We start from the raw sequence: 11926 nt of genomic DNA, 5'->3' as shown, positions 1-11926 counted from the left end.
CGCGGGTTAGCCGATGGGGCCGAGGGCCGCGACGAGCTCGTCGTAGCTCAGGTCGCCCGGCATCGCCTTGCCGTTGATCAGGAAGGTTGGCGTCGCTTCGATATTATAGGTCTTCTCGTCCGCAACCTGCTGGGTCTGGATCCAGGTCTTGAGCGCGGTGTCGGCGATGGCCTTGTCGAAGGTCGCGCGCGCCATGCCGGCCAGCGCCGCCATCTTCCAGATTTCATCCGTGTAGTTCACGCCCTGGGCGAAGGCCCAGCGGTCCTGGCTCGCGAAAAGGGCGCTGCAGAAGGGGAAATACTGTTCCGGCGGCAGCGAGCGGGCCACCATGGCCGCTTCGAGGGCCACGCCGTCCAGCGGGAAGTCGTGATAGACGATCCGCAGCTTGCCCGGCGTGATGAGCTTGTCCATCACCTGCGGCATCGTGGTGTTCGAGAAATGCGCGCAATGCGTGCAGGTGAGGGAGAAGAACTCCTCCACAGTCACCTTCGCGGTCGGTGAGCCGATCGAGCGCGGCCCTTCTGTGGCCGGCGCATCGGCGGCGTGGCCGAGGACCGGAAAGGCCATCAGGCCGGTGGTGGCCGCACTGGCGGTCATCAGAAAACGGCGAGAGATCATCATCGCTACCCTCAATATCTTGTGTCGTTAGCAGAAAAAATAACTAGCTGTCGATATTTAGCCACGACGACCCTTGGGCGGGGGCTGCCGTTGCTCAATCGCCTGGGCAAGCCTGGCGAGCGCATCGCGCAAGGGGCCGGGTGCCATATCCAGCTCCGGCGGCGGTTTTGCGGCGGGCCGATGGCGACCGGCGCTCGCTGCCGCGACGGCCGCATCCGGTTGCTGGACGAAGCGGAGTCGCTGAATCAGGTTTTGTCCGACATGACCGTTGATGCGGGCAATGAGCTGCGGCGCCAGGTGTTGCAGCTCCATCGCCGTTGGCCCCGCGCAGCCGATGGTCAGCGTGCCGGCGGTGAATTTCTGCGGCACGGTGCGGTGGCCGAGATCGGGCCCCAGGATGTCCAGCCACTCGGTCATCACCTGCACCGAAGCGGGTGAGCGGCGGCGAAAGCCGGGTCGCGTTACGCGTGCGATCAGGCCGCCGATCGACCGGGGCCCGTAGGCGCGCGGCGCTTCCTGCGGGCTGTCCGCCTTGGTCTTGCTGATGGCCTTGGCCGGCGTCATCCTGTCGGCCGTGTCCTTACCCCTGACGTCGCTCATCTCTCCACGGCCTTCCGTCACGTCATTGCTGGCCTGGTACGCCCGCCATCGCCGCAGCCTGCCCTGGCGGGCGGAGCCTGGCGAAGAGGCGACTCCGTATCGGGTCTGGCTCTCCGAGATCATGCTACAGCAGACCACGGTCACTGCCGTCATCCCCTATTATGAACGTTTCCTCAGGCTTTACCCAAGCGTGCAGGCGCTCGCGGCGGCCGAGGACGGCGATGTCATGGCGGCCTGGGCCGGCCTTGGCTATTACGCCCGCGCCCGCAATCTGCTGGCCTGCGCCCGCGCCGTGACGGCACTCGGCGATTTCCCCAAGACGGTCGAGGGTCTGCGCGCCTTGCCCGGCATCGGCGCGTATACGGCGGCGGCGGTGGGGGCCATCGCCCTCGGCCTGCCGGTCATTCCCGTGGACGGCAATGTCGAGCGCGTGGTCAGCCGCATCTTCGCGATCGAGACGCCGCTGCCGCAAAGTCGCCCGGCCATTGGCGCGGCGGCGGCGCTGTTGGCGGAGGATGCGGCGGCCAGGGCCGCACCCTCCGACACCGCGCAGGCGCTGTTCGACCTCGGCGCCACCATTTGCACGCCCACGGCGCCGGCCTGCACCCTCTGTCCCTGGTCCGATCCCTGTCAGGCGCGCCGGCTCGGCGTCGCGGCCATCCTGCCGCGCAAGACGCCGAAGGCCGTGCGGCCCCGCCGCCATGGCGTGCATTTCCGCCTGACCGTCGGCAATGGCCAGCTTCTCCTGCGGCGCCGGCCGCCGAGTGGCCTGCTCGGCGGCATGATCGAAATCCCCGGCACGGAGTGGCGCGCCGATCCTTGGGAGACGGCGGAGGCGCTTCGTTTCGCCCCGGTTCCGGCCAACTGGGTGAAGCGCGGCACGGTGCGGCATGTTTTCACCCATTTCGAGCTGCTACTCGATGTTTATGCCGCCGCTGTGCCGATGGTGCCCGTCTCCGCGATGGGGGATGGTTTTTTGTGCCCGCCTGAGGATTTACCGCGCCAGGCGCTGTCCAGCCTCATGGCCAAATGCCTCGGCTTGGGCGAAAAAGCGGCTGAGCCGGCACACCCTGTGCCCACAGACCTTCTCGTTTAAGGGAGCCACCCGATGAAGACCCGCGCCGCCGTTGCCCGTGCCGCCGGCCAGCCGCTGAGTCTGGAGACCATCGATCTCGAAGGCCCGCGCGCCGGGGAGGTGCTGGTCGAGATCAAGGCCACCGGTATTTGCCACACCGATGAATTCACCCTGTCGGGTGCCGACCCCGAGGGCATCTTCCCTTCGATCCTGGGCCATGAAGGCGCGGGCGTGGTGGTCGATGTCGGCGCCGGTGTCACCAGCCTGAAGAAGGGCGACCACGTCATTCCGCTCTACACGCCGGAATGCCGCCAGTGCGAATATTGCCTCAGCCGCAAGACAAACCTTTGCGTCGCCATCCGCTCGACCCAGGGCAAGGGCTTGATGCCGGACGGCACCTCGCGCTTTTCCAGCGGCGGGGAGGCGATCCACCACTACATGGGCACCTCGACCTTTTCGAACTTCACGGTGCTGCCCGAGATTGCGCTGGCGAAAATTCGGGAAGACGCGCCCTTCGAGAAGGTTTGCTATATCGGCTGCGGTGTCACCACCGGCATCGGCGCGGTAATCAATACCGCGAAGGTCGAGCCCGGCGCGAAGGTCGTGGTCTTCGGCCTGGGTGGCATCGGCCTGAACGTGGTCCAGGGCGCGCGGCTTGCGGGTGCGGAGATGATCGTGGGCGTCGATCTCAACCCCGGCCGCATTCCGATGGCCGAGAAGTTCGGCATGACCCATTACGTCAATCCGAGCGAGGTCGAGGGCGATCTGGTGCCCTATCTCGTGAACCTCACCAAGGGCGGCGCCGATTACACCTTCGAATGCATCGGCAATGTGAAGGTGATGCGCCAGGCCCTGGAATGCGCCCATCGCGGTTGGGGCAAATCCATCATCATCGGCGTGGCCCCGTCAGGCGCGGAGATCAGCACGCGGCCGTTCCAACTCGTGACCGGGCGGCAGTGGATGGGCACGGCTTTCGGCGGCGCCCGTGGCCGGACCGATGTGCCCCGCATCGTCGATTGGTACATGGACGGCAAGATCAACATCGACGACCTCATCACCCATGTTCTGCCCTTCGAGCAGATCAACGAGGGCTTCGGGTTGATGAAGCGCGGCGAGTCGATCCGGACCGTGGTGACGTATTAAGGTCGAACTGACACCCCTCCTCGTCATGCGCGGACTTGATCCGCGCACCTACCCGTTACGGCGCCCTGACGATGTTTGGGCGCCGTAACGGGTAGACCCGCGCATCAAGTGCGCGGGTGACGATCGTCATTTTGATGAGCCTAAATCCCGACATACTACGTCTTCATGGCCCGGCGGAGGGCAGCGATGGTTTCCGCCGCCTGCCGGGATTCCTCGGTCTGCACATCATGAATGTGATCTGACTTGGTGAGGGGAATTCCGCTGGAGAATTCCTCCGCCAGGATGAAGGCGACGCCGAGCAGAACCGGGCCGAGAAAGACGCCCAGGATGCCGAAGGCCAAGGCGCCGCCGAGCACGCCGAGCAGCGTGATCAGGAAGGGCAGATGCGCCCCACGGGCGATGAACCAGGGCCGGACCAGACTGTCTGCCGTCGAAATGCCGATGCCGCACCAAGCCGCCAACAGGATGCCGGCCAGGATCTTTCCCGTGCTGAGCAGCCAGATCGTGGCCGGAATCCAGATCAGCGCGCCAGCGCCCGGTATCATCGAGAGGAAGGTGCCGGCGAGGGCGAGCGATAGCGCATTCGGCACGCCGCTGACCCCAAGGCCGAGGCTCAGCATGATCCCCTGCACCAAAGCGGTGCCGAGAATGCCGTAGACCGCGCCGCGCACGGTGGCGCCGGTGATGGTCAGCAGCCGCTCCGACTGCCCACCCACGATACGGTACAGGAAGCCGCGGATATGCCGCGCCAGCGGCTCCCCATAGAGGAACAGGAAGAAGGCGATGAAGAGGGCCAGGCCCATCCGCACCACGCCATTGGTGATGGAGACCAGCACCAGAAGCCCTTCCTTGGCGACCATGCCGAGATAGGGGTGAACGGCGGCCAAAAGGCTTTCCAGATCGGCGGACCAATGGTTCCACAGATCGCTGACGGTCGAGCCGAAGGCTGGCAGGGTGGCGACCCAAGGCGGCGCGGGCGGCAGGCCGAAGATCAGCACCTCGTTGATCATGCGGCGGATATTGGCGGCATTGGCCATGCCGCTTTCGGCGATCAGGCTGAGCGGCAGCAGGATGACGAAGGCCGTCATGAACACCATCAGCAGCGCTGCTACGATCCGATGGAGATGCAGCCGCGTGCGCAACCAGATGTAGATCGGCCAGGTCGTGAAGGTCAGGATGGCCGCCCAGGCAATGGCGGCGATGAAGGGCGACAGCACGGCAAGGCAGCCGGCGATCAGCGCGCCGAGGAGCACCCAGATGATGAAACGTTCGGTCACGGGTGTGGAGTCCTTGTGCAGGCGATAGCGAGCTTGACGCTCTGTTACTCTACCGGTTGATCGTCCTCTAAGATATTGTTTAGAGACAAACTCCGACCCCTCGGTCAAGCGAGCGAGGTGCGACGAGGTTCATACACACCCACGGAGCAGACCCCATGATGGCGCCCTTGGTCACCACCGACTGGCTTGCCGAGGCGCTTGGCGGCCCGGATGTCGCGGTCTGCGATTGCTCCTTCTATCTGCCGACCGACCCACGCAACGCCGCTGCTCTGTTCGCGGCCGGCCGCATTCCCGGCGCCCGCTTCTTCGACATCGATGCCATCAAGGACACCACGTCCAACTTGCCGCATATGCTGCCGCCGATGCCGGTCTTCGCGCAGATGGTCGGTGCGCTGGGGATTTCGAACGCCTCCACCGTGGTATTCTACGATCAACTCGGCCTGTTTTCGGCGGCGCGCGGCTGGTGGATGATGCGCGTCTTCGGCCATGACAAGGTCTGCGTGCTCGATGGCGGATTGCCGAAATGGCGCGCCGAGGGAAGGCCGACAGAAACCGGCGCAGCCAGCCCGGCCACGGCCACGCGGTTCACCGCCGACCTGCGGCCCGAGATGATCCGCGACCTCGACGCCATGAAGGCGATCGTGGCCGAGGATGCGGCCCTGGTGCTTGATGCGCGGCCGGCGGGGCGCTTTGCCGGCACCGCGCCCGAGCCACGGCCCGGCTTACGCGGCGGCCATATGCCGGGCGCCCAGAACATTCCCTTCGGCGATCTGATCACCGCCGATGGCACCATGCGTCCGCCCGAGACGCTGCGCGCGCGCTTCGCGCAAGCGGGCGCGGATGGCACGCGCCCCATCGTCACCAGCTGCGGCACTGGTGTGACGGCGGCGGTGCTGACCGTGGGTCTTGCCGTGGCCGGCTTGCCTCCGGGGGCGCTTTATGATGGGTCTTGGTCCGAATGGGGTGCGCACCCCGACACAGCCGTGGAATCCCAAGCCGATGCCGAATGATCACGACGCAGACGCCGCCGCAGAGGGAAAGGCGCGGCCCGCCACGCGGCTGACGCAAGTCGGGCGCCCCGGATCCCGCGTTTACGGCTACGTCAATGCGCCGCTGGTCCGTGGCTCGACGGTGGTCCACCCGGATATGGCACATCAGCGGTCGCTCTATACCCGGCGACATGACCAGGCGATGATCTATGGTGTCCTCGGCACGCCGACCCATTTCGCGCTGGAAGATGCGATTGCGGAGATCGAGGGTGGCACCCGCTGCCAGATCGTTTCCTCCGGTCTTTCGGCCATCACCACGCCACTGCTCGCCTATCTCAAGGCCGGCCAGACCGTGCTGATCCCCGACAATGTCTATGGCCCGACTCGCCGCTTCTGTGACGGCATGCTCGCGGGGCTCGGTGTGGTGACGACCTATTATCCGCCGATGATCGACGCCGCCGGGTTGGAGGCGCTGATGCGGCCGGAGACGGCGGTTTTGTTCCTCGAAAGCCCCGGCAGCCATACTTTCGAAGTGCAGGATGTGCCGGCGCTCGCGGCCGTCGCCCATGCGCATGGCGCCAGTGTGCTGATGGACAATACCTGGGGCATTCAGTTCTTCCAGCCCTTCGCCCATGGCGTCGATGTTTCGATCCAGGCGGTGACCAAATATATCGGCGGCCATTCGGATATCATCCTCGGCGCCGTGACTGTGGCCGCCGACAAGGATTGGGTGAAGATCAAGGACGCCGCCATGTCCCTGGGCCAATATGCGAGCCCGGATGATTGCTGGCTGGCGCTGCGGGGCGTGCGTAGCCTCGGCATCCGCCTGCGGCACCAGATGGAATCGGCGCTCGATGTGGCGCGCTGGTTGGAAGGCCGGCCGGAGGTACTGCGCGTTCTACATCCGGCTTTGCCGGGTTCACCGGGCCACGAATTTTGGAAGCGGGATTTCACCGGCGCGTCCAGCCTGTTCGGCGTCGTGCTGAAGCCAGACTATGCGCCTCTTGCGGTGGATGCGATGATCGACGCCATGACGCTGTTCGGCATCGGCGCCTCCTGGGGCGGGTATGAAAGCCTAGTGCTGCCGAGCACCGGTTCGATCAACCGCACCGCAGGCTCCGGCCAGTTCGGCGGGGAGATCATTCGCCTCCATATCGGGATGGAGGATGTGGTCGACATCAAGGCGGATCTGGAGCGTGGCTTCGCCGCCCTTCGGGGGATGGAATGACCATCGACCCCGCACCCGTTCTGGCAGCGATCCTGTTCAACGCCGAGGGCTTGGTGCCGGCCATTGCCCAGCAGCACGACACCCACGAAGTGTTGATGATGGCTTGGATGAACCGCGAGTCGGTTCAGGAGACTCTGGCCACGGGTCAGGTTTGTTATTTCAGCCGCAGCCGGGGAAAGCTGTGGCGCAAGGGCGAAAGCTCCGGCCAGACGCAGCGGTTGGTGGAGATGCGCCTGGATTGCGACGGCGATTCGTTGCTACTCCGCGTCGATCAGATCGGCGTCGCCTGCCATACCGGACGACGGAGTTGTTTCTATGTCGCCGCCCGGCCCGAGGGGCTGGTGGAGATTGCCGAACCGCTGGTGTCGCCGGAGGCGTTGTACGGGGCCTAGGCGACTTAACGACAAAGAAACCGTCATGCGCGGGCTTGACCCGCGCACCTACCCGATGTGGCGCCATCACGGTGTTTGGGCGCCGTGACGGGTAGGTCCCCGGGTCAAGCCCGGGGATGACGATGTACTGTCGTGACGTTATTTACGCCGCATTCTTCTTTTTCTTCTTCTTGCCTTCGCGAAGCTGCGTCGGTGCCGCCGGGCCCTTGGCGCGTTCCAGCACGAATTTCGCGTAATCATCCATGTCGCCGTCGAAGGGCACGATGGTGCCATCCGCCGCCAACCACAGCCGGTCGGCCACCAACTCCATGAGCGAACGATCATGGGTGATGAGAATCACCGCGCCCTCATAGGTGTTCAAGGCATCGAGCAGCGCGCGACGGCTGTCGATGTCCAGATGGTTGGTCGGCTCATCGAGAATGAGCAGATGCGGCGCCGCATGGGCGACGAGGTTGAGCAGCAGCCGCGCCCGCTCCCCGCCCGATAGGTCGAAGACCGTCGTTTCCTGCTTGCTGAAGGCGAGGCCCCATTGCGCCAGCCGTGACCGGCGCGCGGATTCGCTCACCTCGGGCATGGCACGGCGGATGATCTCCAAGGGCGTGTCATCCGGGTCGAGAGCTTCGATCTGGTGCTGATGGAACCAACCGACCTTGATCCGGCCTTCGCGCTGCATGCGCCCGGTGCGGATGGCGAGCGCGCCGGCGGCCATCTTCGCGAAGGTCGATTTGCCGGCGCCATTGACGCCGAGCAGGCCGATCCGGTCATCGACGTCCAGGCGCAGGTCGAGATTACTGAGAATGGCGGGATCGTCGCCGTAACCGATATCCACGCCCTCCAGCCGCATCAGTGGCGGCGCGAGGGGGCGCAGCGGGGAGGGCAGCATGAAGGGCGAGACCCGCTCCTCGATCGTCTCGCCCACGGGCTCCAGCTTGGCGAGGCGCTTCATGCGGGACTGCGCCTGCGCCGCCTTGCTAGCGGTGGCGCGGAAGCGATCGACGAAGCTTTGCAGATGGGCGCGCTCGGCTTCCTGCTTGCCGCGCGCGGCCGATTGCAGCCGTAGCTTCTCGGCCCGCTGCCGCTCGAAGTCGTCATAGCCGCCGGTATAGAGGTCGAGCTTGCCCTCGCTCGCATGCAGGATGTGCTGCACGGAGTTGTTCAGCAACTCGCGGTCATGGCTGATGATCAGCGCGGAATAGGGGTATTTCTGCAGCCGCGCTTCCAGCCACAGCGCACCTTCCAGATCGAGGTAGTTGGTCGGCTCATCCAGCAGCAGGAGGTCGGGCTCGGCAAACAGCGCCGAGGCGAGGGCCACGCGCATGCGCCAGCCGCCGGAGAATTCGGCCATTGGGCGTGCCAGATCTTCGGTCGAGAAGCCGAGGCCGCCGAGAATTTCACCGGCGCGGGCCGGGGCGCGATCGGCGTCGATCTCTTCCAGCCGGCTGTAGATATCTGCCATCCGCTCAGGCTCGGCGGTCTCCAGCTCCAGATAGAGCGAGTCGCGCACGGTGTCGGCCGCCAGGATGGTGTCGAGCAGGGAGATGGTGGTCGCCGCATGCTCCTGGTCCACGGCGGCGATACGGGCCACCTTGGGGATGAGGATTTCGCCGCTATCGGGCTGGAGCGAGCCCAGGATGAGCTTGAACAGCGTCGACTTGCCGACGCCGTTGCGACCAACGAGGCCGACCTTGGAATTGAGCGGCAGCGTGACCGAAGCGCGGTCGAAGAAGCGGCGTCCCCAAGCATTGAAAATGAGGTTGTCGATCTGGATCATGGTGGAGGTGCCGGAAGCTGGGGATGGTGGCGGGCCTTCCCCTACAGCGTTTTAGGTTCGCAAGCCACAACGCTCTAACGGCGGAAGACGCTCCGCTTTTCCGCCCTACGCGGACCGTGCGTCCTAATGCTCGAACTGCGGCCCGACGAAGGTGAACATGCGATCGGGGTATTCGCCGCCATAGGTGACGTCAAAGAGGCTGATCTGCGTCTGCCGGCCCTGGGCATCGCGGATCACCCAGCTGCGTAGCGTCAGCGGATCGGTCGCGAAGATCAGCGTGATGGTGCCATCCCCCGGCCGGGCCGTGCGCACCATGGTGAGCTGGATCTGCCCCGTCGCGCGGGCGATGCCCGTGACGGTGACGGCGCCAGCGAGGCGGAGATTGCTTTCGAGCAGAATGCCGAGGGGCGTGTTCGACAGGAACAGATTCGTCGTCTGCTTCACCGCCGGGTCATAATAGACCAGCAGGCCGTGTCCGGCGACGAGCAGCATCTTGTCGGGCGGGTCATATTCGAACCGCATCCGGCCCGGGCGATCGAGGATCGCGGTGCCGCCGATGCTATTGCCATTGGCATCCACTTGGAGGAAGCGCGCCTTGAGTGTGTGAATACCGTTGAGATAGGCCTCGATGCGCGCCACGTCGGCCTGATCCTGGGCCGAGAGCGGTGGCGACGCCGCGAGTTGGGCCATCGCACCCGCAAAAGGAAGCGCCGTGAGCGGCAGCAGGGCGGCGAGGAGGGTGCGACGGTTCATACCGTCGATGTGGCACTGCCGCGTGGCATTGGAAAGGCGTATCGCGTGGCGGCCGCGTTAAGGAATGGTTGGATCGCAGCGCTCAGGCGGCGGAGGCGGCCATGCCCAGCGGCATCTGCGCGGCACTGCCGAAGGCGCGGCCTGCGCCGAAGCCCGTCACCGGACGCCAGGCCTGCGCATCTGCGAACAGCGCGCGCAGCAGAAGGTTGTTCATCCGGTGGCCGGAGCGGCTGCCGACGAAGCGGCCCAGGATGGTGGCGCCGGCCAGCGACAGGTCGCCCACTGCGTCGAGCGCCTTGTGGCGCACGAATTCATTGGCCATGCGCAAGCCGCTCGGGTTCAGGATCTGCTGGCCATCGACGACGATGGCATTGTCCATATTGCCGCCGCGGGCGAGGCCGGCGGCTCGAAGCTTCGCGATTTCCCCGGCTTGCACGAAGGTCCGCGCCTCAGCGACCTCAGAGCGAAAGCTCTGCTCGGAGAGGCGCAGATTGAAGGATTGCTGGCCGATGGCCGTGCCTTCGAAATCGATCGACATCGCGATGTCGAGGCCGAGCCAGCTTCGCCCGGCGGGCAGCGGCTCAAACCGCGCGACGGCGCCATTTTCCTCGACAGAGACGGTCTTGACGATTTCGATCATCTCACGCGGCGCCGAAAGCTCGACGATGCCAGCGCAGTCGATCAGGAACAGGAAGGGCGCGGAGGAGCCGTCGAAAATCGGCAGTTCGGGGCCATCGACCTCGATCCGCAGGCTGTCGATGCCGGTCGCGGCCAGCGCCGCCATCAGATGCTCGACCGTGCCGATCGTCGCAGTCGGATCTTCGGAGGACGCGAGTTTGGTGCAGAGCCGTGTGTCGGAAACCAGATCGTAGCGGGCGGCGATGTCGATGCCGAGATCGGTGCGGCAAAACACGATTCCGCTGCCGGCGGGGGCGGGCAGCAAGGCCAAGCGTGTGGTGCGGCCGCTATGCAGGCCGACGCCCTGGCAGTCGATAGGATTGCGAAGCGTACGCGAGCACGTCGAGACTGCCGTTTCGGTGTAGTAGCCCGGCAATCCGTCCATCACTCAGCGTATCTCCCATGATCCTGAGGGCCTGAGCGCGGAATATCCGGCACCAATTCCCTCAATTGGAAGTTAAGCATTCCCGGGGCGATGGCCAGTCAATCATTGTTGCCCAATGTTACCGGACAAGCGGTTGATTTTGAAGGATTGTTGCGGACAGTTCAGGGCGTGTTTCCGGTCAGGGCCCGCCGTAGCGCATCGGCCTCCGGCGCGCTTCCCATTAATCCTTCTCGTAGAAATAGGTCGATGAGCACCAGGTTCACGTTGAACTTGAACCGATCGCCGTCGCTCACGGCGGCCATGGCATCCGCAATCGGCCATAGCTCGAAGGCCTCGACCTCACCATCGGCGGGCCGGGGTGTGAAGCCCTCGGGCAGGTCGAGATCGTAGCAGTGCAGCAGGTCCCGCCGGAGACCTTCAGGGCGCTCCATGTCATAGCGAATGCGGCCAACGGGTCGGGCGAGGGCGGCCAAATCCTCCGGCACGGCGGCCTCCTCGCCCGCTTCCTTCAGCAGGGTGTCGCCGGGTCCCATCTCGGCCGAAATGCCGCCGGCGACGAGGTGATCGAGCTTTCCGGGGTCGAGCAGCTTGTCGGCGGCGCGGCGAGCGACCCAAAGGTAAAGGCCATCCGCACAGCGGACGAGACCATTGAGATGCACGCCCTGCGACAGGATGCCGAAGGACGGCACAGCACCGCGATCGACGCTGGTGATCGCGGCATCATCGGGGCTGGGACGCACGTCGAAGGCTTCGCCGCGCCAGCGGAACCAGCCCGCCTCGCTCAATGTCCTCGCGATTGCGGGCAGATCGCCGGCGCGGTCGGCCGGCAGCGTGACGCCGGACGCCGTAACCGCAAGGTCGGCTTCCGTCGTCAGAGCCTTGGCGAAGTCGGGCTTCAGCCAGCCGACCTGGCGGGTGCCGATGTGAAAGGGCAGACGGTCGCCGGGCAATTCGGCGTTCTGGCAGAGGCGAATGTGCCGCATGAAGCCTGAGGTCGGATCGGTCATGCACTGGCGA

The 11926-nt window shown here is 65.4% G+C and carries 12 protein-coding genes; 5 read left to right on the top strand and 7 right to left on the bottom strand.

Going from position 1 to position 11926, the window contains the following annotated elements:
- Positions 1-6 precede the first annotated feature (6 nt).
- Together QP803_RS18240 and QP803_RS18235 are read right to left on the bottom strand one after the other, a co-directional pair.
- The gene (locus QP803_RS18240; protein ID WP_284944908.1) at positions 7-621 is read right to left on the bottom strand and encodes a DsbA family protein; all 615 of its coding nucleotides are present in this window, start codon (positions 619-621) and stop codon (positions 7-9) included.
- Between the two features lie 54 nt (positions 622-675).
- Positions 676-1182, bottom strand: coding sequence for a DciA family protein (locus tag QP803_RS18235; protein WP_284944907.1), 507 nt, complete (start codon positions 1180-1182; stop codon positions 676-678).
- On the opposite strand from QP803_RS18235, the gene QP803_RS18230 reads away from it, so the two are divergent.
- Together QP803_RS18230 and QP803_RS18225 are read left to right on the top strand one after the other, a co-directional pair.
- Positions 1163-2314, top strand: a complete 1152-nt coding sequence (locus QP803_RS18230) for an A/G-specific adenine glycosylase (protein WP_284944906.1) — start codon at positions 1163-1165, stop codon at positions 2312-2314. The two genes, QP803_RS18235 and QP803_RS18230, sit on opposite strands and share 20 nt — an antisense overlap.
- A gap of 12 nt (positions 2315-2326) precedes the next feature.
- Complete coding sequence (locus QP803_RS18225) at positions 2327-3436, top strand: S-(hydroxymethyl)glutathione dehydrogenase/class III alcohol dehydrogenase (RefSeq protein ID WP_284944905.1); 1110 nt, start codon at positions 2327-2329, stop codon at positions 3434-3436.
- A gap of 155 nt (positions 3437-3591) precedes the next feature.
- On the opposite strand, the gene QP803_RS18220 is transcribed toward QP803_RS18225, so the two are convergent.
- Positions 3592-4713 carry an AI-2E family transporter gene (locus tag QP803_RS18220; protein WP_284944904.1) on the bottom strand — a complete coding sequence of 374 codons (1122 nt, stop codon included), beginning with the start codon at positions 4711-4713 and terminating at the stop codon, positions 3592-3594.
- Between the two features lie 155 nt (positions 4714-4868).
- On the opposite strand from QP803_RS18220, the gene sseA reads away from it, so the two are divergent.
- Genes sseA through hisI form a run of 3 tightly spaced genes read left to right on the top strand, consistent with a single transcriptional unit; the run spans position 4869 to position 7322 of the window.
- Complete coding sequence (gene sseA, locus QP803_RS18215) at positions 4869-5723, top strand: 3-mercaptopyruvate sulfurtransferase (RefSeq protein WP_284944903.1); 855 nt, start codon at positions 4869-4871, stop codon at positions 5721-5723.
- On the top strand, positions 5713-6930 hold the full coding sequence (metC, locus tag QP803_RS18210) for a cystathionine beta-lyase (protein ID WP_284944902.1): 1218 nt from the start codon (positions 5713-5715) through the stop codon (positions 6928-6930). Before sseA ends, metC begins: the two co-directional genes overlap by 11 nt.
- Positions 6927-7322 (top strand): phosphoribosyl-AMP cyclohydrolase, encoded by a 396-nt coding sequence (gene hisI, locus QP803_RS18205; RefSeq protein WP_284944901.1) that lies wholly within the window; start codon positions 6927-6929, stop codon positions 7320-7322. Before metC ends, hisI begins: the two co-directional genes overlap by 4 nt.
- Positions 7323-7464: 142 nt before the next feature.
- On the opposite strand, the gene QP803_RS18200 is transcribed toward hisI, so the two are convergent.
- The 4 genes from QP803_RS18200 to QP803_RS18185 form a co-directional block, all read right to left on the bottom strand.
- Complete coding sequence (locus QP803_RS18200; protein WP_284944900.1) at positions 7465-9093, bottom strand: ABC-F family ATP-binding cassette domain-containing protein; 1629 nt, start codon at positions 9091-9093, stop codon at positions 7465-7467.
- A gap of 123 nt (positions 9094-9216) precedes the next feature.
- Positions 9217-9846: a LolA family protein gene (locus QP803_RS18195; protein ID WP_284944899.1), complete on the bottom strand. Its 630-nt coding sequence runs from the start codon at positions 9844-9846 to the stop codon at positions 9217-9219.
- Positions 9847-9928: 82 nt separating this feature from the next.
- Positions 9929-10909 (bottom strand): UDP-3-O-acyl-N-acetylglucosamine deacetylase, encoded by a 981-nt coding sequence (gene lpxC / locus QP803_RS18190; RefSeq protein ID WP_284944898.1) that lies wholly within the window; start codon positions 10907-10909, stop codon positions 9929-9931.
- A 161-nt stretch (positions 10910-11070) separates the two neighbouring features.
- Positions 11071-11916 (bottom strand): NUDIX hydrolase, encoded by an 846-nt coding sequence (locus QP803_RS18185; RefSeq protein WP_284944897.1) that lies wholly within the window; start codon positions 11914-11916, stop codon positions 11071-11073.
- Positions 11917-11926: the final 10 nt, after the last annotated feature.

Source organism: Acidisoma sp. PAMC 29798 (assembly GCF_030252425.1).
GTDB lineage: Bacteria > Pseudomonadota > Alphaproteobacteria > Acetobacterales > Acetobacteraceae > Acidisoma > Acidisoma cladoniae.
This window is presented reverse-complemented; position numbering and strand designations above follow the sequence as displayed.

Bases quoted from the DNA above. Each gene is read 5' to 3' on its own strand.
- metC (WP_284944902.1), top strand. From the start codon at position 5,713: ATGCCGAATGATCACGACGCAGACGCCGCCGCAGAGGGAAAGGCGCGG.
- QP803_RS18240 (WP_284944908.1), bottom strand. From the start codon at position 621: ATGATGATCTCTCGCCGTTTTCTGATGACCGCCAGTGCGGCCACCACC.
- QP803_RS18225 (WP_284944905.1), top strand. From the start codon at position 2,327: ATGAAGACCCGCGCCGCCGTTGCCCGTGCCGCCGGCCAGCCGCTGAGT.
- QP803_RS18235 (WP_284944907.1), bottom strand. From the start codon at position 1,182: ATGACGCCGGCCAAGGCCATCAGCAAGACCAAGGCGGACAGCCCGCAG.
- QP803_RS18230 (WP_284944906.1), top strand. From the start codon at position 1,163: ATGGCCTTGGCCGGCGTCATCCTGTCGGCCGTGTCCTTACCCCTGACG.
- lpxC (WP_284944898.1), bottom strand. From the start codon at position 10,909: ATGGACGGATTGCCGGGCTACTACACCGAAACGGCAGTCTCGACGTGC.
- sseA (WP_284944903.1), top strand. From the start codon at position 4,869: ATGATGGCGCCCTTGGTCACCACCGACTGGCTTGCCGAGGCGCTTGGC.
- QP803_RS18200 (WP_284944900.1), bottom strand. From the start codon at position 9,093: ATGATCCAGATCGACAACCTCATTTTCAATGCTTGGGGACGCCGCTTC.
- QP803_RS18185 (WP_284944897.1), bottom strand. From the start codon at position 11,916: ATGACCGATCCGACCTCAGGCTTCATGCGGCACATTCGCCTCTGCCAG.
- hisI (WP_284944901.1), top strand. From the start codon at position 6,927: ATGACCATCGACCCCGCACCCGTTCTGGCAGCGATCCTGTTCAACGCC.
- QP803_RS18195 (WP_284944899.1), bottom strand. From the start codon at position 9,846: ATGAACCGTCGCACCCTCCTCGCCGCCCTGCTGCCGCTCACGGCGCTT.